This is a genomic window from Streptomyces sp. NPDC031426, assembly GCF_055581585.1.
Genome location: NZ_JBVIJE010000006.1, coordinates 383,269 through 401,784, shown reverse-complemented (window position 1 = coordinate 401,784; position 18,516 = coordinate 383,269). Strand labels below are relative to the sequence as shown.

Genomic DNA, 18,516 nt, shown 5'->3' with positions numbered 1-18,516 from the left:
TCAGGGTAGGGCGGGCGAGGGTTCAGCGCTTCCTGCGGTACGTCCGCACCAGCGCGCCGTTGCCGAAGGTGCGCACCGAGTCCAGGGTGAACTCCTTGATGTCGAGTCCGGTGCCGAACATCGGCATGCCGGTGCCGTAGACGATGGGGTAGGTCTTGATGACGAGTTCGTCGATCTCGTCGAGCAGTGCGCCGGCGAGCAGCGAGCCACCGCACAGGAAGATGTCCAACCCGCCTTCCTCGGCCTTCAGTTCACGCACCCGGCCGACCAGGTCGTCGGCGATGATCTCGACGTTCGGGTCGGGGGAGCTGCCCAGCGTGCGCGAGGCCACGTACTCGCGCAGGTGGGCGTAGGGGCTGGTGATGCCCTCCTTCAGTGCCAACTCGTAACTGGCACGGCCCTGGATGACGGTGTCGAACCGCTTGTTCTCCAGGTGGTCCAGGCCCAGCGGCCGGCGGGCGTGGGTGGGGAGGGTCTCCGGGAACTCCGTCCCGAGGAACCTCAGGGAATCCTCGTCCAGGAAGCGGAGCATCGCGGAGGCGTCGCCGTGCTCGTCGCCGATGAAGCCGTCGAGCGAGCAGGCGATGAAGTACGTGAGCTTTCGCAAGCTTGGTCTCTTTTCGTAGGCTGCTGGGCGGCCGGACGACCACTCCGTCTGTAGTGCTTCATTTGTAGTACTCCGTGTGTAGTGGTTGCAAGGGCTTTGGGGGATGCTGTCGTGACCGAAGGCAAGTGGGAGAAGGGATTCCGCATGGCGGGCAATCCGGAACGGCGGGCGGCGCTGGTGGACGCCGGGATCGCGGTGCTGGCGCGGGAGGGCGCGCGCGGGCTGACGTTCCGCGCGGTGGACGGCGAGGCAGGCGTGCCCACGGGTACCGCCTCCAACTACTTCACCAACCGCGACGATCTGCTCCGCCAGATCGACGCCCGGTTGCATCTCCGGCTCGCGCCCGATCCAAAGGTGGTGGAGACGCTGTTGCACGGGGCCCGCGACCGCTCCCTGGTCATGGCGTTCATGCGGGATCTCATGGACCGCGCCACCCGCGACCGCACCGGCTATCTGGCCCTGCTGGAGATGCGCCTGGAGGCCACCCGGCGCCCGGAACTGCGCGCCTCCTTCACCAGGTCGGTGCGTGGGGACCTGGAACAGGGCATGGCGTTCCACCGCGAGAGCGGCCTGCCCGGCGGCGACGAGACCGTCACCGTCCTCTACCTCGCGATGCTCGGCCTCATCCTGGAGCACCTGACACTGCCCGGCGTCCTGGACGGAGCCCTGGCAGGAGTGAGCGTGCCGGAGGGACTGGTCGAGAGAATCGTGACGACGATCGTCCCGGCCGAGTAGACCCCGGCGGGCCTCGTCGGCGCAACGGCCCCTTGACGACGACCGTCCCTGCCGAGCGGACCGACGGGGCCCCGCGGCTCAACGGCCTAACGACGATCGCCCCGGCTGAGTAACCCGGTGGGGCTCCGCGGCGCGACGGCTCATTGGCGACGGCCGTCCCCGCCGAGCGGGGCCGGCCCCCGGGCCCGCAGGGCTCAGCTGTTGCGGCGGGTGACGAACTCGGCGAGTGCCAGCAGGCCGCCCGCCGCCTCGGGAGCGGGGACCGCGCGGGACAGCTCCTGCATGGCGCGGGCCATCCGGTCGGCCGCCTCGGCCTGCGCCCAGTCCCGGCCGCCGGCCCGCTCCACGGCCAGGGCCGTACGCGCGATGCCCTCGTCGTCACCGGAGACGTACGGCTTGCCGTACAGCTCGGCGAGTTCGGCCGCGGCCTCGGTGCCGGAGGTCAGGGCCGCCACCACGGGCAGCGACTTCTTGCGGGCGGCGAGATCGGCACCGGCCGGCTTCCCGGTGTGCCGTGGGTCACCCCATATGCCGATGACGTCGTCGATCAGCTGGAAGGCGAGCCCCGCCTGGCGGCCGAAGCCGGCCAGCGCCGCCACCTCCTCCCGGCCGGCGCCCGCGTACAGCGCGCCGAGGGCGCAGGCGCAGCCCAGCAGCGCGCCGGTCTTCGCCTCCGCCATGGCGAGCACCTCGTCGAGGGTGACCTCGTCCGGGGCACGGTGCTCCAGGTCCGTGTCGGTGTGCTGGCCGGCGCACAGCTCCACGACACAGTCCGCCAGCCGGGCCGCGGCCGGACCGGAGGCCGGGTGCGGATCCTCCGCGAGCAGCCGCAGGGCCAGCGCCTGCAGTGCGTCACCGGCGAGGATCGCGTCGGCGTCGCCGAACACGGTCCAGGCCGTGGGCCGGTGCCGGCGGGAGGTGTCGCGGTCCATCACGTCGTCGTGCAACAGCGTGAAGTTGTGGACCAGTTCGACCGCCACCGCCGCCCGGACCGCCGCCGTACGGGCCTCGGGTCCGCCGAGGGCCGCGGCCGCCGCCAGGACGAGCGCGGGCCGTATCGCCTTGCCGGCGTTACCCGTTGCCGGGCTGCCGTCCGCGTGCTGCCAGCCGAAGTGGTAGAGCGCGATCCGGCGCATGGAGGCGGGCAGCGACTCCAGGGCCGACCGCAGCTCCGGGTCGACCACGGCCCGGGTGCGCTCCAGCAGCTCCGGCGCCTCCTGCCCTTCGGACCGAACTTCGAGCTGTCCGTCGAGATGCCGCCGCTCCCCCGCCGTGCCCGGCTGCGGCACGGCGGGGCAACGCTGTTCGGTCTCCGTCATGAACTCGGCCATGTCTCCCCCTCGCCAGGTCCGCGGACACCGGCGTCGCCGGCCCGGCCGGACGCATATTCCGAGGGTCTACCCCGCCCGGCGGGCGGGGACACGGCCGCGAAGTGCGGAAACGTCACCTCCACCGGCCGATCTCGACGTTCTCCAGCACGCCGAGCGCGTCCGGCACCAGTACGGCGGCCGAGTAGTAGGCCGTCACCAGGTACTTGATGATGGCCTGTTCGTTGATGCCCATGAACCTCACGGACATGCTCGGCTCGATCTCGTCCGGGATGCCCGACTGCCGCAGGCCGATGACACCCTGGTCCTGCTCACCGGTACGCATCGCGATGATCGAGGTCGTGCGCTCCGGGGTGACCGGGATCTTGTTGCACGGGTAGATCGGCACTCCGCGCCAGGTCGGGATGCGGTTGCCGCCGATCTCGACGGTCTCCGGAACCAGTCCGCGCTTGTTCAGCTCGCGCCCGAACGCGGCGATCGCGCGCGGGTGGGCCAGGAACAGCTTGGTGCTGCGCCGGCGGCTGAGCAGCTCGTCCATGTCGTCCGGGCTGGGCACGCCGTCGTGCGGCTGGATCCGCTGGTCGTACTCGCAGTTGGGGAGCAGGCCGAAGTCGCGGTTGTTGATCAGCTCGTACTCCTGGCGCTCCTTGAGCGCCTCGACCGTGAGCCTGAGCTGCTGCTCGGTCTGGTTCATCGGCTGGTTGTAGAGGTCGGCCACGCGCGTGTGGATGCGCAGCACGGTCTGGGCGATGCTCAGCTCGTACTCGCGGGGCCGCGCCTCGTAGTCCACGAAGGTGTGCGGGATGTCGGGCTCACCGGAGTGACCGGCGGCCAGCTCGACCTCCTTCTCGCCGTACTTGTTGGTCCGCTGCTCCGGCACCGAGCGCAGCTGTTCGAGGTGCTCACGCAGGCTGTCCGAGCGCTCGGCGACCTGCTGGAAATCCTGGCGGCTGAGGATCAGCACGGTGGTCGCGGTGTCGGCGCGAACGGTGTACTCCCAGATGGCGTCCGGGTCCAGCAGCGCCTGCTCGCCGAAGTAGGCGCCGTCGGCGAGGACTCCGAGGACGGCGTCGTCGCCGTAGGGGCCGGTGCCGACCTTCTCGACCCTGCCGTGCGCCAGCAGGTACACCGCGCCCGTCTGGTTGCCGAAGTCGGCGATCACTTCGCCGGGTGCGAAGTCGCGCTGGCGGCAGCGCCGGGCGAGCTCCGTCAGCACCTCCTCGTCCTCGTAGGCGCGCAGGGCCGGCAGCTCGCCGAGTTCGGCCGGGATGACCTCGACCTGGTCCCCGGTCTTCACGAAGGTGATGCGGCCGTCGCCGACGGAGTACGTCAGCCGCCGGTTGACGCGGTACGTGCCGCCCTGGACGTCGACCCACGGGAGTGTGCGCAGCAGCCAGCGGGAGCTGATCTCCTGCATCTGAGGAACGGACTTGGTCGTGGTGGCCAGGTTCCGCGCGGCCGCCGTCCCGAGGGACTGCTGCGGCTTGCCCTGATCCGTGCGGACCTCTTCGCCTACCGACATAGAGAATTGCCTCCCAAGTATGCCCGGCACCGAATCGCAGGGGGCACCGGTCTCACCGTCGAGGCTTCCATCACGGAGCGTGTTCGCGCCATTACCCGAAAGTGCGGGAATGGATCATCGGACTACTGGGCAGGAAGAGGGACTCCGGCCGGCGCGTCGTGCCGTCGGCGACCTGCGCCGCCTGTCCGGATCGGCTCGCACAGCGTGCGAACGATGTGGTCCGGGACGTCCGGTTTCGGTAGAGATTTCATCGCAAATCGGCAGACCGGCACGGCACGAAGGAGGCGGCATGGCCCCACCCATGTCCGCGAGCGGATTCCTGGACGCACTGCGCGCGGAGGGCGTCACGGTCGTCGAGGTGGGCGACTGGCGGAACCACAACCGCAACCACAAGGGCCCGTGGGGGCCCGTCCACGGCGTGATGATCCACCACACGGTGACCCGGGGCAGCGCGCACACCGTGCAGATCTGCCGGGACGGCCACCCGGCGCTGCCGGGCCCGCTGTGCCACGGCGTGATCACCAAGGACGGCACGGTCCACCTGGTCGGCTACGGCCGCGCCAACCACGCCGGCCTCGGCGACGACGACGTGCTGCGCGCCGTCATCGCCGAGAAGGGGCTGCCGCCGGCCGACGAGGCCAACACCGACGGCAACCGGCACTTCTACGGCTTCGAGTGCGAGAACCTCGGCGACAGGGAGGACCCCTGGCCGCACGCCCAGCTGGACGCGATCGAACGGGTCGCGGCCGCTGTGTGCCGGCGGCACGGGTGGACCGAGAGGTCGGTCATCGGCCACCTGGAGTGGCAGCCGGGGAAGGTTGATCCTCGGGGGTTCGGGATGGATTGGCTGCGGGATCGCGTGGCAGAGCGGCTGAAGGGGTAGCGCCGTAGGGATGCATGGCCGTCTCCGAGCCCGGCCCCCGGGCGACAATGGAGCGGTGACCAGCCGTACCCCGCTCACCCCCCGCCTCCCCTCCCCCCTCCAGGAGGTCAGGGACGACCGGTTCGAGCGGCACGGGCTGCGGCTGGTGCTCAAGCGGGACGACCTGATCCACCCCGAGCTCGTCGGCAACAAGTGGCGCAAGCTCGTGCCGAATGTCGAGGCGGCGCGAGGGCGGCCGCTGGTGACCTTCGGCGGGGCCTACTCCAACCATCTGCGGGCCACCGCCGCCGCGGGCCGCATCCTCGGGCTGCCGACCATCGGTGTGGTCCGCGGCGAGGAGCTGGCCGACCGTCCGCTCAATCCCTCGCTGGCCCGGTGCGCGGCGGACGGCATGCGGCTGCACTTCGTCGACAGATCGACGTACCGGCGGAAGAACGAGCCGGAGACGCTGGGCGCCCTCCTGCGCGCGGCCGGCGCCGAGGACGCGTACGTCGTGCCCGAGGGCGGCAGCAACAGCGCGGCCGTGCGCGGCTGCCGGGTGCTGGGAGCGGAGTTGCGCGGGCTCGCCGAGGTCGTCGGCGTCGCCTGCGGCACCGGGGGCACGCTCGCCGGGCTGGCCGCCGGGCTGGCCCCCGGGCAGCGGGCACTCGGCGTGCCGGTGCTCAGGGGCGGCTTCCTGGAAGGCGACGTACAGGCCCTGCAGGAACGTGCCTTCGGCGGCCGTACCGGCTCCTGGTCCCTCGACGAGCGTTTCCACTTCGGCGGTTACGCCCGTACGACACCCGAACTTGACGCGTTCGCCAAGGACTTCGAGGACCGCCACGGGCTGCCTGTCGAACGTCTCTATGTCGCCAAGTTGCTCTACGGACTCGCCGCCCTCGCGGAGGAGGGTGCCTTCGCGCGTGGGACGACGGTCGCCGCCGTCGTCACCGGGCGGCCGTTCCCGTAGCGCTACTCCGCCTCCCGGTAGGCCGCCGCCTCCTCCAGGTCCAGGCGTCTGAGCAGCGCGCGCAGCATCTCGTCGTCGATGTAGCGGTGATCGCGGAGCGTGACGAAGACCTCGCGCTCGGCGCCGATCATCTCGCGCGAGAGGCGGCGATAGGTGTCGTCGACGGACTCGCCGGTGATGGGGTTGATCTGGCCGAGGCGCTCCCAGACGGCGTTGCGGCGGCGCTCCAGGACGGTGCGCAGACGGTCGGCGAGCGGCGGGGGCAGCTCGTTGCGCTCGTCCGAGAGGAGGTCGTCGAGGCGGTTCTCGGCGGCCCGGGAGGCCTGCGCCTGGGCGTTGGCCTCGGCGAGGGTCTCGGCCTGCGGGTCGCGGGCGGGGAACTTCAACAGGCGGATGAGCGGCGCGAGGCTCAGTCCCTGCACCACAAGGGTGCCGATGACCGTGGTGAAGGTCAGGAAGAGGATCAGGTTCCGCTGCGGGAAGGGGGCGCCGCCGTGCACCGTGAGCGGGATCGAGAAGGCGATGGCCAGGGACACCACGCCCCGCATGGCGGCCCACCCGGTCACCACCGGGCCCCGCCAGGTCGGGTTGTCCTCGCGCTCCCTGATGCGGCGGAAGAGCAGCCGGGGCCAGAAGGTCGCCGGGAACACCCACACGAAGCGGGCCGCGACGACCACGAGGAAGACCGCGACGGCGTACCACACCGCATCGGCGCCCTGGTACGCGCCCAGCCCCTTGAGGACGGTGGGCAGTTGCAGACCGATCAGCGCGAAAACCGCCGATTCCAGCACGAAGGCGACCATCCGCCACACCGCGTCCTCCTGGAGCCGGGTGGCGAAGTCGACCTCCCACGCGTGGTGCCCGAGATAGACCGCGACCACGACGACCGCGAGGACCCCGGAGCCGTGGAACTGCTCGGCGACGCCGTAGGCGACGAACGGGATCAACAGCGAGAGGGTGTTCTGGAGCAGGGCCTCCTTCAGGTGGGTGCGCAGCCAGTGGATCGGCACCATGAGCACCAGACCGACCACGACACCCCCGATGGCGGCCCGCAGGAACTCACCGATTCCGCCCGCCCAGGTGGCGCCCTCGCCGACGGCCGCGGCGAGGGCCACCCGGTAGGCGGTGATCGCGGTGGCGTCGTTGAGCAGGGACTCGCCCTGGAGGATGGTGGTGATCCGGGAGGGCAGACCCACCCGGCGCGCGATGGCCGCGGCCGCGACCGCGTCCGTCGGCGCGACCACCGCGCCCAGCACCAGCGCGGCGGGCAGCGGCAGCCCCGGTACGACGAGGTAGGCGACCCAGCCGACGGCGAAGGTCGCGAAGAGCACGTATCCGATGGACAGCATGCCCACGGGCCGCATCTGGGCGCGCAGGTCCAGGTACGAGCTCTCGGTGCCCTCCTTGTACAGCAGCGGCGGCACCACCAGCGGCAGGACGATGTTCGGGTCCAGGGTGTAGTGCGGGATGCCCGGGATGTACGAGACCGCCAGGCCGACGGCGACCAGCAGCAGCGGTGCCGGCACCGGCGTGCGCCGGGCGACCCCCGCGACCCCCGCGCTGCCCGCCACCAGCAACAGCAGCGGCATCACGTCCATGATCCTCGCCCACCCTCGTTTTCCGCGCGGCCGACCGCACGCCCGTCGTAATCTGGCAATCATGAAACAGTGCACGCACGCCGGCGCGCTGCCGCACCCGGAACCGGAACCGCTCGATCCGACCTGCCCGGAGTGCCTGCGTGACGGCACGCACCCCGTGCAGCTGCGGCTGTGCCTCACCTGCGGCCATGTCGGCTGCTGCGACTCCTCGCCCGGACGGCACGCGACACAGCACCACGAGACGTCCGGTCACCCGGTGATGCGGACCATCGAACCCGGCGAGGACTGGCGGTGGTGTTTCGTGGACCACGTGCTCGTCTGACCCTCTTTCGAGCGGGTTCTCGCGTGATCGCATTCCCGTTCGGCCGTGTTCTCGTGTGACACTGCATGCGGCGGCTGCCGCACGACGGTTCGAGTGTCTGACGTCTGGGTACGTCAACCCGGCGCGCGCTCCTCCCTTTTGGGCCCGCAAACCCTCTAGACACGGAGCGTATGCACAGCTTTACTGTGAGTGACGCATGGGGGGTTGGGGTCCCGGGACAGGACCGTTCGGAGCGCGATAGCGTCACCGCGGAACCATGTGCGCGTTACCCCGGGGGGCGACCCTCGGCCCCGTAAAGCTTGTACCACCATGGAGGTGAGGGTGTCCCAGATCGCAGGCGAGCCCGCGGCGAATCAGGACTTCGTGGAAGTCCGGCTGCCGGCCGCGGGTGCCTACCTGTCGGTGCTGCGGACGGCCACGGCCGGTCTCGCGGCCCGCTTGGACTTCACCCTGGACGAGATCGAGGACCTGCGCATCGCCGTGGACGAGGCCTGCGCGATCCTGCTCCAGCAGGCCGTGCCCGGCTCTGTGCTCAGCTGTGTCTTCCGGCTCGTCGACGACTCGCTGGAGGTCACGGTCTCGGCGCCGACCACGGACGGTCACGCCCCCTCGCGGGACACCTTCGCCTGGACCGTGCTCTCGGCCCTCGCGGGCAAGGTCTCGTCCGCCGTCGACGAGGACAAGACCGTGTCGATCAGCCTCTACAAACAGCGCGGCGCGGGCCCCGGCCCGGCGTGAGGAACGGGGACGGTCCGGTGCGGGACGAAGAGCGCGGCACACGGGAGCTGCCGGCCGAGGACGGGGGCGCCTCCTGGCCCAGCACGGGCGACCTGTCCGGGGAGGCCCCCGGGGACGGTTCCCGGCGCATGGCCGACGGCATCGACGGCATCCCCGAGCAGGCCAGACCACACCCGGAGGACGACTCCGCGCGGGCCGGAGGTGACGGTGCCGCGCAGGGCGTACCGCCGGAGGGCTCCGGCGACGCCGGGTCCGCCGGCCGCAGGGGGGCCAGGGCTCGGGGAAGGGCTACGGGCGGGACGATGAGCGAACACGAGCGGTACGCCGGGGACGACGCGCCGGGCGCGGAGGCCATGGGGGCCGTGCAGGCCGTACAGCACGACCCGGCGGACCGCAGCGGGGCGCGGGCGATGTTCGTGGAGCTGCGCACGCTGAAGGAGGGCAGCCCGGAGTACGCGGCGCTGCGCAATCAGCTGGTCCGTATGCATCTGCCGCTCGTGGAGCACCTGGCACGCCGGTTCCGCAACCGCGGCGAGCCGCTGGACGACCTCACCCAGGTCGCCACGATCGGGCTGATCAAGTCCGTCGACCGCTTCGACCCGGAGCGCGGCGTGGAGTTCTCCACGTACGCCACCCCCACCGTGGTCGGCGAGATCAAGCGGCACTTCCGCGACAAGGGCTGGGCGGTGCGCGTGCCGCGCAGGCTGCAGGAGCTGCGGCTCGCGCTGACCACGGCGACGGCCGAGCTGTCCCAGCTGCACGGCCGCTCCCCCACGGTCCACGAGCTGGCCGAAAAGCTCGCGATCTCCGAGGAGGAGGTCCTGGAGGGCCTGGAGTCCGCCAACGCGTACTCCACGCTGTCCCTGGACGTCCCCGACACCGACGACGAGTCCCCGGCCGTCGCCGACACCCTCGGCGCGGAGGACGAGGCGTTGGAGGGAGTGGAGTACCGGGAGTCCCTCAAGCCGCTGCTGGAGGATCTGCCGCCGCGCGAGAAGCGGATCCTGCTGCTGCGCTTCTTCGGGAACATGACCCAGTCGCAGATCGCGCAGGAGGTCGGCATCTCCCAGATGCACGTCTCCCGGCTGCTGGCCCGCACACTGGCCCAGCTGCGGGAGAAGCTGCTGGTGGAGGAGTAGAGCGCCTGCCTACTCGGTGCGGCCCGGTCCCTTGATGCCGAGGGCCCGGGTCGTCTCGCCGTTGACGAGAAGGATCAGCGCCGCCACGGCAACCACCGCGAGGGCGATCCCGGCCGGGATGGCCATGCTGTCGGCCTTGAGCAGGTTGTAGGCGATGGGCAGCGCCATGACCTGGGTGATCACCGCGGGGCCTCGGCTCCAGCCGCGCCGCAGCAGCAGCCCGCGCGCGGCGAGCAGCGGCAGCAGCGCGAGCACGACGAGGGTGACACCGAGGGTCACGGCCTGCTGCCGGTTGTCCGGGGACCCGGTGAGGCCGAGCACGAGCACCCAGACCCCGCCGACGCCGAGGGCGACGCCCTCCAGCCCGGCCAGCACAGCGGCATAGGTCAGCCGACGGGGACGGGGTTCCTGGGCGGGGTTCTGCTCACTGCTCACCCCAGCAGGGTAGCGGGGGCGGTGTCAGCGCCCCGAAGGGGCGGCCCGCAGACCACCGGCGTGTCCAGGCTCACGCCCGTCCCTCTTACCCGATCCCTACCTCGCTGTGGGCCCGGTACCCCCCAGTAGGTACGCTGCAGACCATGCGTGCACTTCTCGTGGTCAACCCGGCGGCAACCACCACAAGCGCACGCAGGCGTGACGTGCTGATCCACGCGCTCGCGAGCGAGATGAAGCTGGAGGCGGTCACCACCGAGTACCGCGGACACGCGCGCGACCTCGGCCGGCAGGCGGCGGACAGCGACGACATCGACCTGGTCGTGGCCCTCGGCGGCGACGGCACGGTCAACGAGGTCGTCAACGGCCTGCTGCACGCCGGCCCCGACCCCGAGCGCCTGCCCGGTCTCGCCGTCGTACCCGGCGGCTCCACCAACGTCTTCGCCCGCGCCCTGGGCCTGCCCAACGACCCGGTCGAGGCCACCGGCGCCCTGCTGGACGCGCTGCGGGAGAGCCGGGAGCGGGTCGTCGGCCTCGGGCTGACCTCGGGCACGCCCGGCACCGAGGACGAGGCGGTCCCGGACCGCTGGTTCACCTTCAACGCGGGACTCGGATTCGACGCGGGTGTCGTCGGCCGGGTGGAGCAGCAGCGCGAGCGCGGCAAGAAGTCGACACACGCGTTGTACGTACGTCAGGTGATCCGGCAGTTCCTCGGTGAGCAGAACCGCCGGCGCGGCTCGATCACGCTGGAGCAACCCGGCGAGGACCCGATTGCCGATCTTGTGGTGGCCATAGTCTCGAACACGTCCCCTTGGACGTATCTCGGCAATCGCCCCATGTACACGTCGCCTAAGGCCTCGTTCGATACCGGCGTCGACGTGCTCGGTCTCAGCCGTCTCTCGACTGCCGCGGTTGCCCGGTATGGCACCCAGTTGCTCACTTCGTCCCCCGAGCGTGGACCCCATGGTCGACATGTCGTCTCGCTGCACGATCTGGACCAGTTCACCTTGCATTCGAAGGCGCCCCTGCCCCTGCAGATGGACGGTGACCACCTGGGACTGCGTACGAGCGTGACGTTCACAGGCGTACGCCGTGCACTGCGTGTGATTGTGTGAGCGGAACGGGCAAAAGTCCTTTCACTCGAACGTTTAGGCCAGGATCCACCCCATGGAAGTACGGCTGTGACCTAGTCGACACCGAGGAATCAAAAAAAACTTTCTGGAAGGGGTTGTATCCGCCGCCGAGGTTTGCGAGTCTCTATCTGGCGATCGGGACGGCCCGCACGACCGGCCTCCAGTGATCGCCGGAACCCCTCCTCAAACCAAGGACCACGCCGGGGAAGACTCGGCGGTCGGCCCTTCACTTGTTGAGGGATTCGTGAAAGCGTTCACATTCACAAGCAACCTGCACGTAATACGTTCAGAGAACCTAGGAGAGGTAGCAGCCATGGACTGGCGTCACAACGCCGTTTGCCGCGAGGAAGACCCCGAGCTCTTCTTCCCCATCGGCAACACCGGTCCTGCGCTGCTGCAGATCGAGGAAGCCAAGGCCGTCTGCCGTCGCTGCCCGGTGATCGAGCAGTGTCTGCAGTGGGCGCTCGAGTCCGGTCAGGACTCCGGCGTCTGGGGTGGTCTCAGCGAGGACGAGCGCCGCGCCATGAAGCGCCGCGCCGCCCGCAACCGGGCTCGTCAGGCCTCCGCCTGACATACCCACCCCTGCTGACAGCCTGAGCTTGGCGGCGCGTGCAGCACGCACGCATCTCCCGCCCCCGAGCCGCAGCGCGCAGTATCCCCCGATGTGCTTAGCGATATAGCGGAGCAGCAACGAGCACGAGCCCCGGACCAATGGCGGTCCGGGGCTTTTTGCTGTCCTCAAGCTCCTTTATGGCGCACGGAGTTGCTCACTTCTGCGCCCGCACCGGAATGTCGAGGATCACCCTGGTCCCCCGCCCCGGCGCCGGGACCATGTCGAAGGAGCCACCCAACTCCCCCTCCACCAGCGTCCGTACGATCTGCAGCCCCAGGTTGCCCGAGCGGTGCGGGTCGAAGCCCTCGGGCAGGCCGACGCCGTCGTCCTGGACCGTGACGAGCAGCCGGGCCTCCTTCGTCGTACCGCCCCGGACCGCCGAGACCTCGACCGTGCCGGTGTCGCCCTCTCGGAAGCCGTGCTCCAGGGCGTTCTGCAGGATCTCGGTGAGGACCATCGACAGCGGTGTGGCCACCTCGGCGTCCAGGATCCCGAACCGCCCGCTGCGCCGGCCCGTCACCTTGCCCGGCGAGATCTCGGCGACCATCGCCAGCACACGGTCGGCGATGTCGTCGAACTCCACCCGCTCGTCCAGGTTCTGAGACAGCGTCTCATGCACGATCGCGATCGAGCCGACCCGGCGGACGGCCTCCTCCAGGGCCTCCCGGCCGCGCTCGGACTCGATGCGCCGGGCCTGCAGCCGCAGCAGCGCGGCGACCGTCTGGAGGTTGTTCTTCACCCGGTGATGGATCTCCCGGATGGTCGCGTCCTTCGTTATCAACTCGCGCTCGCGGCGTCGCAGTTCGGTGACGTCCCGGCACAGCACCAGCGAACCGATCCGGGTGCCCTTGGGCTTGAGCGGGATCGCCCGGAACTGGATGACGCCGTCGTTGGCCTCGATCTCGAACTCGCGCGGCGCCCAGCCGCTGGCCGCCTTGGCGAGCGCCTCGTCGACCGGCCCCCGGGTCGGGGCGAGTTCGGCGGTGGTCTGCCCGAGGTGCTGGCCGACCAGGTCGGCGGCGAGGCCCAGGCGGTGGTAGGCGGACAGCGCGTTCGGGGAGGCGTACTGGACGATGCCGTCGCCGTCCAGCCGGATCAGGCCGTCGCCGACGCGCGGCGAGGCGTCCATGTCGACCTGCTGGTCGGGGAAGGGGAACGATCCTGCGGCGATCATCTGCGCGAGGTCGGAGGCGCTCTGGAGGTAGGTGAGCTCCAGACGGCTCGGGGTGCGGACCGTGAGCAGGTTGGTGTTGCGGGCGATCACACCGAGGACGCGGCCCTCGCGCCGTACGGGGATGGACTCGACCCGTACCGGGACCTCTTCGCGCCACTCCGGGTCGCCCTCGCGCACGATCCGGCCCTCGTCGAGCGCGGCGTCCAGCATGGGCCGCCGGCCGCGCGGGACCAGGTGGCCGACCATGTCGTCCTGGTAGGAGGTGGGGCCGGTGTTGGGGCGCATCTGGGCGACCGAGACGTACCGGGTGCCGTCCCGGGTGGGGACCCACAGAACCAGGTCGGCGAAGGAGAGGTCGGAGAGCAGCTGCCACTCCGAGACCAGCAGATGGAGCCACTCGAGGTCGGAGTCGTCGAGGGCGGTGTGCTGGCGGACCAGTTCGTTCATGGAGGGCACGTCTGCGAGCGTACCCGGACGTTCGAACATGGCTGAAAAACATCTGCCACCGGCTCCGGAAACACCCGCGGGCCGCGGCGCCTGGAAGGGACCCTCAACCCTCCCGGCACCGCAGCCCGGAGCATCATCGGCCGTGGGGTGTGCGGTCCCGGTCGGCCGAAGGTCGAGGAGCCGGGGCAGTCAGGGCAGAGAGCTCCGGGTCCTCGATCCGCCTTCCTGTGCGGGGAAGACGGAGGCTTGTTCGCGTGGATACGTCGTCGGATCCGTCGTCGTCGATTGTGGACTAGACCACAACGATGTGTCCATGGCTTTGTCGGCATGCACGACTGATGGCACCCGATGCCATGAAGCCTAGCCCGCCTCGGTCAGCCGTGGGGCCAGATGGACATGGCAATTTCCGCGAGTGCTTCCAGTTCCTGCCGGCTCGCTCCGTCGCGGGCCTGCTGGGACATGCCCTGGATCATGGCGCCGGCGTGCCGGGCGAGGGCAGCGGCGTCGGTGCCGGCCGGAAGTCGGCCCTCCGCGACATCGGCCCGGATCCGGGACTCCAGGGCGGCGATGTTCGCGTTCCGCCGCTCCCGCAGCAGCCGCGCCACCTCGGGACTGGTGCAGTTGGTGGCGGCGTGCACGACAAGGCAGCCGTGGGGATGGGCGAGGTCGGTGTACTCGGCGGCGGCCTCGCGCAGCATGCGTTCGACAGCGGCGCGGGCGGTGGGCTCCTCGGCGAGGGCGCGATCACCGAAGGCGCCGTACGTATCGGTGTAGAGCCGTACGACCTCCTCGAACAGCGTCCGCTTGTCGCCGAAGGCGGCGTACAGGCTCGGGGCGCCGATCCCCATGAGCCGGGTGAGGTCGGCGACCGAGGTGGCCTCGTAGCCGTGCTCCCAGAAGGCCATGAGCGCCTTCTCCAGCGCAGTGGCACGATCGAAGGAGCGTGGGCGGCCCCGCGTTCCGGATGCCCCGGCCCGTGTTCCCGTCTCCTGAGCGCTCACCATGGAGGGCATTTTATAGCGGGCCCTAGAAAAAGGCGCCGGTCGGGAGAAGCGCATCGCCGGGGGACCCGGTTCTGTTAGATTGGTCTAAACCACATAGGACGTCCAGAGCCCACTTCAGAACGGCAGGCCCAGCGTGGAAGTTGTCATCGTTCCGGACGCCGCGGCGGGCGGCGAACTGATCGCCGAAGCCATGGCACAGCTGCTGCGACGCAAGCCCGGGGCCCTGCTCGGCGTGGCCACCGGCTCCACCCCGCTGCCCATCTACCAGGCGCTGACCGCGAAGGTGCGCTCCGGCTCCGTGGACACATCGCGGGCACGCATCGCCCAGCTCGACGAGTACGTGGGACTGCCCTCCGACCACCCCGAGTCCTACCGCTCGGTGCTGCGCCGGGAGGTCCTGGAGCCGCTCGGCATCGGCATGGACGAGTTCCTCGGGCCCGACGGCACCGCCGAGAACATCCAGGCGGCCTGCGAGGCGTACGACCGCGCGCTCGCCGAGGCCGGCGGGGTGGACCTGCAGCTGCTCGGGATCGGCACCGACGGGCACATCGGGTTCAACGAGCCGTGCTCCTCGCTCGCCTCGCGCACCCGGATCAAGACGCTGACCGAGCAGACCCGCGTCGACAACGCCCGTTTCTTCGACGGCGACATCGAGCAGGTGCCGCGCCACGTCATCACCCAGGGCATCGGCACCATCCTGGAGGCCCGCCATCTGGTGCTGCTGGCGACCGGCGAGGGCAAGGCGGACGCGGTCGCCGCGACGGTCGAGGGCCCCGTCGCGGCCGTCTGCCCGGCCTCCGCGCTGCAGCTGCACCCGCACGCCACGGTGGTCGTCGACGAGGCGGCGGCCTCCAAGCTCAAGCTGGCCGACTACTTCCGGCACACCTACGCGGGCAAGCCGGACTGGCAGGGGATCTGACGCCTGCTCGGCGGCATGGACTAGACCAAACCCGGTCACCACTGTATATAGAGGAGATCACGGAGCGTGCGGGTGGAGTCCTGACAGAAGAACCCGTGCCACGATGTGAGCCGTGGCCGATGTCAGTCGGTCGCTTTCGGCATCCGGAGCCGGGAAGGCAGAGCATGAGCACCGACGTCAGCAGTGCGGAGAACGAGGCCGCGACGACCGTCCGTACGGCGCGCGTGCCCAAGTACTACCGCCTGAAGAAGCACCTGCTCGACATGACGGAGACGCAGGCGCCGGGCACGCCGGTCCCGCCCGAGCGCACGCTGGCGGCCGAGTTCGACACCTCCCGCACCACCGTCCGCCAGGCCCTGCAGGAGCTGGTGGTCGAGGGGCGCCTGGAGCGCATCCAGGGCAAGGGCACCTTCGTCGCCAAGCCCAAGGTCTCCCAGGCGCTCCAGCTCACCTCCTACACCGAGGACATGCGCGCCCAGGGGCTGGAGCCGACCTCGCAGCTGCTGGACATCGGGTACATCACCGCCGACGACCGGCTCGCGGAGCTGCTCGACATCACCGCCGGCGGACGGGTGCTGCGCATCGAGCGGCTGCGCATGGCCAACGGCGAGCCGATGGCCATCGAGACCACCCACCTGAGCGCCAAGCGCTTCCCGGCCCTGCGCCGCTCCCTGGTGAAGTACACGTCGCTCTACACCGCCCTCGCCGAGGTCTACGACGTCCACCTCGCCGAGGCCGAGGAGACCATCGAGACCTCGCTGGCCACGCCGCGCGAGGCGGGCCTGCTCGGCACCGACGTGGGCCTGCCGATGCTGATGCTCTCCCGCCACTCCCTGGACCACGAGGGCAAGCCGGTGGAGTGGGTGCGCTCGGTGTACCGGGGCGACCGGTACAAGTTCGTCGCGCGGCTGAAGCGGCCTGCCGAGTAGGACGCGCGGACCGTCGCTGAATCGATATACCGAGATCCGGACGAGGTCTTCCGCTTCCACGACGCCGTCACCTACATTGCCTGCGCATTACACAGGTGATCAGCGAGGGGACGGAGCCGTGGCATGTCCGAAACGCCTGAAGTGAAACCACCGGTGGTGACGCCGGTGCGTGTGATCATCGGCCTGTGTCTCGTCGCGCCCTTCGTGGCGACGCTCTGGGTCGGCTCCTACGCCAAGACGGACCCCGCCTTCATCGGGATCCCGTTCTTCTACTGGTACCAGATGCTCTGGGTGCTGATCTCCACCGCGCTCACGATGACCGCGTACAAGCTGTGGCAGCGCGACCAGCGCGCCCGCGCCGCTCAGCAGGGTGGTGAGGCGAAGTGAAGAACGGCGTCAACGGCGTCGCGCTCGGCGTCTTCATCTTCTTCTTCCTGGCCGTCACGGTCATGGGCTTCCTCGCCGCCCGCTGGCGCAGGGCCGAGAACGAGCACTCCCTGGACGAATGGGGCCTGGGCGGACGGTCGTTCGGCACCTGGGTCACGTGGTTCCTGCTCGGCGGCGACCTGTACACCGCGTACACCTTCGTCGCCGTACCGGCGGCGATCTACACGGCGGGCGCGGCCGGCTTCTTCGCCGTGCCGTACACGATCCTGGTCTACCCGCTGATCTTCACGTTCCTGCCGCGCCTGTGGTCGGTCTCGCACCGCCACGGGTACGTCACCACCTCCGACTTCGTCCGGGGCCGCTTCGGCTCCAAGGGCCTGTCGCTGGCGGTGGCGCTGACCGGCATCCTGGCGACGATGCCGTACATCGCGCTCCAGCTCGTGGGCATCCAGGCGGTGCTGGACGTGATGGGCGTCGGCGGGGACAGCAGCACCAACTGGTTCGTACGGGACCTGCCGCTGCTGATCGCCTTCGGCGTGCTGGCGGCGTACACCTACTCCTCCGGTCTGCGCGCCCCCGCCCTGATCGCCTTCGTGAAGGACACGCTGATCTACATCGTCATCGCGGTGGCGATCATCTACATCCCCATCAAGCTGGGCGGCTTCGACGACATCTTCGCCAAGGCGGGCCACGCGTTCAGTCAGGTCAACCCGGTGACGGGCAAGCCGCGCGGCGCGCTCGTGCCCCCGGAGGCCGGACAGTGGACGTACGCCACCCTGGCCCTGGGCTCCGCACTCGCGCTCTTCATGTACCCGCACTCGATCACCGCGACCCTGTCCTCCAGGAGCCGTAACGTGATCCGCCGCAACACCACGATCCTGCCGCTGTACTCCCTGATGCTCGGCCTGCTCGCGCTGCTGGGCTTCATGGCGATCGCGGCCGGGGTCAAGGTCACCAACGGCCAGCTGGCCATCCCCCAGCTGTTCGAGAACATGTTCCCGGACTGGTTCGCGGGCGTGGCCTTCGCGGCGATCGGCATCGGTGCCCTGGTCCCCGCGGCGATCATGTCGATCGCCGCGGCGAACCTCTTCACCCGCAACATCTACAAGGACTTCATCAAGCCGGACGCCACGCCGAAGCAGGAGGCCCAGGTCTCCAAGATCGTCTCCCTGCTGGTGAAGGTCGGCGCCCTGGTCTTCGTCCTCACCATGGACAAGACGGTGGCGATCAACTTCCAGCTGCTGGGCGGCATCTGGATCCTGCAGACCTTCCCGGCCCTGGTCGGCGGCCTGTTCACCCGCTGGTTCCACCGCTGGGCGCTGCTGGCCGGCTGGGCGGTCGGCATGGCGTACGGCACGGTCGCCGCGTACGGCGTCGCCTCCCCGACCCAGAAGCACTTCGGCGGCTCGGCGAAGGAGATCCCCGGCATCGGCGAGATCGGCTACATCGGCCTCACGGCCTTCGTCCTCAACGTCGTGGTCACCGTGGTCCTCACCGTCGTCCTGAAGGCCGTGAAGGCCCCCGAGGGCGTCGACGAGACCAAGCCGGAGGACTACACGGCGGACGCGGGCGACCCGGGGGTGCAGGTGGAACTGCCGCCGGCGACCGCGGGCGCCGGTCACTGAGCGACTGCCGTACGACGGGCCGCCGGAGGAAA

19 protein-coding genes are annotated in these 18,516 nt (G+C 70.2%); 12 read left to right on the top strand and 7 right to left on the bottom strand.

Annotation, left to right across the window (positions count from 1 at the left end; translation table 11 throughout):
* Positions 1 to 22: 22 nt before the first annotated feature.
* Positions 23 to 607 carry a dihydrofolate reductase family protein gene (locus ACZ5NH_RS15065; protein WP_468775353.1) on the bottom strand — a complete coding sequence of 195 codons (585 nt, stop codon included), beginning with the start codon at positions 605 to 607 and terminating at the stop codon, positions 23 to 25.
* Positions 608 to 751: 144 nt separating this feature from the next.
* Here ACZ5NH_RS15065 and ACZ5NH_RS15060 point away from each other — a divergent pair, with 144 nt between their 5' ends.
* On the top strand, positions 752 to 1,342 hold the full coding sequence (locus ACZ5NH_RS15060; protein ID WP_468775495.1) for a TetR/AcrR family transcriptional regulator: 591 nt from the start codon (positions 752 to 754) through the stop codon (positions 1,340 to 1,342).
* A gap of 194 nt (positions 1,343 to 1,536) precedes the next feature.
* Here the strand turns inward: ACZ5NH_RS15060 and ACZ5NH_RS15055 are convergent, their stop codons facing one another.
* Positions 1,537 to 2,673, bottom strand: coding sequence for a family 2 encapsulin nanocompartment cargo protein polyprenyl transferase (locus ACZ5NH_RS15055; RefSeq protein ID WP_468775351.1), 1,137 nt, complete (start codon positions 2,671 to 2,673; stop codon positions 1,537 to 1,539).
* 112 nt (positions 2,674 to 2,785) lie between these two features.
* Complete coding sequence (locus ACZ5NH_RS15050) at positions 2,786 to 4,192, bottom strand: family 2B encapsulin nanocompartment shell protein (protein WP_468775349.1); 1,407 nt, start codon at positions 4,190 to 4,192, stop codon at positions 2,786 to 2,788.
* A 289-nt stretch (positions 4,193 to 4,481) separates the two neighbouring features.
* Between ACZ5NH_RS15050 and ACZ5NH_RS15045 the strand changes: the two genes are divergently transcribed.
* Both ACZ5NH_RS15045 and ACZ5NH_RS15040 read left to right on the top strand, forming a co-directional pair.
* A complete protein-coding gene (locus tag ACZ5NH_RS15045) occupies positions 4,482 to 5,075 on the top strand; it encodes an N-acetylmuramoyl-L-alanine amidase (protein WP_468775347.1) in 594 nt (197 codons plus the stop codon).
* A gap of 55 nt (positions 5,076 to 5,130) precedes the next feature.
* Positions 5,131 to 6,024 carry a 1-aminocyclopropane-1-carboxylate deaminase/D-cysteine desulfhydrase gene (locus ACZ5NH_RS15040; RefSeq protein WP_468775345.1) on the top strand — a complete coding sequence of 298 codons (894 nt, stop codon included), beginning with the start codon at positions 5,131 to 5,133 and terminating at the stop codon, positions 6,022 to 6,024.
* A 2-nt stretch (positions 6,025 to 6,026) separates the two neighbouring features.
* Here ACZ5NH_RS15040 and ACZ5NH_RS15035 read toward each other — a convergent pair whose 3' ends face one another.
* Positions 6,027 to 7,622: a Na+/H+ antiporter gene (locus ACZ5NH_RS15035; RefSeq protein ID WP_468775343.1), complete on the bottom strand. Its 1,596-nt coding sequence runs from the start codon at positions 7,620 to 7,622 to the stop codon at positions 6,027 to 6,029.
* A gap of 61 nt (positions 7,623 to 7,683) precedes the next feature.
* Here ACZ5NH_RS15035 and ACZ5NH_RS15030 point away from each other — a divergent pair, with 61 nt between their 5' ends.
* The 3 genes from ACZ5NH_RS15030 (at position 7,684) to ACZ5NH_RS15020 (ending at position 9,821) form a co-directional block, all read left to right on the top strand.
* A complete protein-coding gene (locus ACZ5NH_RS15030) occupies positions 7,684 to 7,944 on the top strand; it encodes a UBP-type zinc finger domain-containing protein (protein ID WP_388620711.1) in 261 nt (86 codons plus the stop codon).
* Positions 7,945 to 8,265: 321 nt separating this feature from the next.
* Positions 8,266 to 8,682 (top strand): ATP-binding protein, encoded by a 417-nt coding sequence (locus tag ACZ5NH_RS15025; RefSeq protein WP_009190566.1) that lies wholly within the window; start codon positions 8,266 to 8,268, stop codon positions 8,680 to 8,682.
* Positions 8,683 to 8,699: 17 nt separating this feature from the next.
* A complete protein-coding gene (locus ACZ5NH_RS15020; protein WP_468775341.1) occupies positions 8,700 to 9,821 on the top strand; it encodes an RNA polymerase sigma factor SigF in 1,122 nt (373 codons plus the stop codon).
* 9 nt (positions 9,822 to 9,830) lie between these two features.
* Here ACZ5NH_RS15020 and ACZ5NH_RS15015 read toward each other — a convergent pair whose 3' ends face one another.
* Positions 9,831 to 10,256, bottom strand: a complete 426-nt coding sequence (locus tag ACZ5NH_RS15015) for a hypothetical protein (RefSeq protein WP_388620707.1) — start codon at positions 10,254 to 10,256, stop codon at positions 9,831 to 9,833.
* A gap of 143 nt (positions 10,257 to 10,399) precedes the next feature.
* Between ACZ5NH_RS15015 and ACZ5NH_RS15010 the strand changes: the two genes are divergently transcribed.
* Both ACZ5NH_RS15010 and ACZ5NH_RS15005 read left to right on the top strand, forming a co-directional pair.
* Positions 10,400 to 11,368: a diacylglycerol/lipid kinase family protein gene (locus ACZ5NH_RS15010; RefSeq protein ID WP_468775339.1), complete on the top strand. Its 969-nt coding sequence runs from the start codon at positions 10,400 to 10,402 to the stop codon at positions 11,366 to 11,368.
* Between the two features lie 331 nt (positions 11,369 to 11,699).
* Positions 11,700 to 11,957 carry a WhiB family transcriptional regulator gene (locus ACZ5NH_RS15005; RefSeq protein ID WP_003992873.1) on the top strand — a complete coding sequence of 86 codons (258 nt, stop codon included), beginning with the start codon at positions 11,700 to 11,702 and terminating at the stop codon, positions 11,955 to 11,957.
* Positions 11,958 to 12,153: 196 nt separating this feature from the next.
* Here ACZ5NH_RS15005 and ACZ5NH_RS15000 read toward each other — a convergent pair whose 3' ends face one another.
* Both ACZ5NH_RS15000 and ACZ5NH_RS14995 read right to left on the bottom strand, forming a co-directional pair.
* Positions 12,154 to 13,629 (bottom strand): sensor histidine kinase, encoded by a 1,476-nt coding sequence (locus ACZ5NH_RS15000; protein ID WP_388620703.1) that lies wholly within the window; start codon positions 13,627 to 13,629, stop codon positions 12,154 to 12,156.
* A 365-nt stretch (positions 13,630 to 13,994) separates the two neighbouring features.
* Positions 13,995 to 14,624 (bottom strand): TetR/AcrR family transcriptional regulator, encoded by a 630-nt coding sequence (locus ACZ5NH_RS14995; RefSeq protein WP_468775337.1) that lies wholly within the window; start codon positions 14,622 to 14,624, stop codon positions 13,995 to 13,997.
* A 133-nt stretch (positions 14,625 to 14,757) separates the two neighbouring features.
* Here ACZ5NH_RS14995 and nagB point away from each other — a divergent pair, with 133 nt between their 5' ends.
* The 4 genes from nagB (at position 14,758) to mctP (ending at position 18,484) form a co-directional block, all read left to right on the top strand.
* Positions 14,758 to 15,543 (top strand): glucosamine-6-phosphate deaminase, encoded by a 786-nt coding sequence (gene nagB / locus ACZ5NH_RS14990; RefSeq protein ID WP_468775335.1) that lies wholly within the window; start codon positions 14,758 to 14,760, stop codon positions 15,541 to 15,543.
* 164 nt (positions 15,544 to 15,707) lie between these two features.
* Positions 15,708 to 16,472: a GntR family transcriptional regulator gene (locus ACZ5NH_RS14985; RefSeq protein WP_388620698.1), complete on the top strand. Its 765-nt coding sequence runs from the start codon at positions 15,708 to 15,710 to the stop codon at positions 16,470 to 16,472.
* A gap of 123 nt (positions 16,473 to 16,595) precedes the next feature.
* Complete coding sequence (locus ACZ5NH_RS14980) at positions 16,596 to 16,859, top strand: DUF3311 domain-containing protein (RefSeq protein ID WP_388620697.1); 264 nt, start codon at positions 16,596 to 16,598, stop codon at positions 16,857 to 16,859.
* Positions 16,856 to 18,484, top strand: coding sequence for a monocarboxylate uptake permease MctP (gene mctP, locus ACZ5NH_RS14975; RefSeq protein WP_468775332.1), 1,629 nt, complete (start codon positions 16,856 to 16,858; stop codon positions 18,482 to 18,484). The genes ACZ5NH_RS14980 and mctP overlap by 4 nt, the downstream gene beginning before the upstream one ends.
* Positions 18,485 to 18,516: the final 32 nt, after the last annotated feature.

Coding starts and splice junctions, on each gene's coding strand:
- ACZ5NH_RS15060 (WP_468775495.1), top strand. CDS start 752: ATGGCGGGCAATCCGGAACGGCGGGCGGCGCTGGTGGACGCCGGGATC.
- ACZ5NH_RS15055 (WP_468775351.1), bottom strand. CDS start 2,673: ATGGCCGAGTTCATGACGGAGACCGAACAGCGTTGCCCCGCCGTGCCG.
- ACZ5NH_RS15050 (WP_468775349.1), bottom strand. CDS start 4,192: ATGTCGGTAGGCGAAGAGGTCCGCACGGATCAGGGCAAGCCGCAGCAG.
- ACZ5NH_RS15045 (WP_468775347.1), top strand. CDS start 4,482: ATGGCCCCACCCATGTCCGCGAGCGGATTCCTGGACGCACTGCGCGCG.
- ACZ5NH_RS15035 (WP_468775343.1), bottom strand. CDS start 7,622: ATGGACGTGATGCCGCTGCTGTTGCTGGTGGCGGGCAGCGCGGGGGTC.
- ACZ5NH_RS15030 (WP_388620711.1), top strand. CDS start 7,684: ATGAAACAGTGCACGCACGCCGGCGCGCTGCCGCACCCGGAACCGGAA.
- ACZ5NH_RS15010 (WP_468775339.1), top strand. CDS start 10,400: ATGCGTGCACTTCTCGTGGTCAACCCGGCGGCAACCACCACAAGCGCA.
- ACZ5NH_RS15005 (WP_003992873.1), top strand. CDS start 11,700: ATGGACTGGCGTCACAACGCCGTTTGCCGCGAGGAAGACCCCGAGCTC.
- ACZ5NH_RS14995 (WP_468775337.1), bottom strand. CDS start 14,624: ATGGTGAGCGCTCAGGAGACGGGAACACGGGCCGGGGCATCCGGAACG.
- ACZ5NH_RS14985 (WP_388620698.1), top strand. CDS start 15,708: ATGAGCACCGACGTCAGCAGTGCGGAGAACGAGGCCGCGACGACCGTC.
- ACZ5NH_RS14980 (WP_388620697.1), top strand. CDS start 16,596: ATGTCCGAAACGCCTGAAGTGAAACCACCGGTGGTGACGCCGGTGCGT.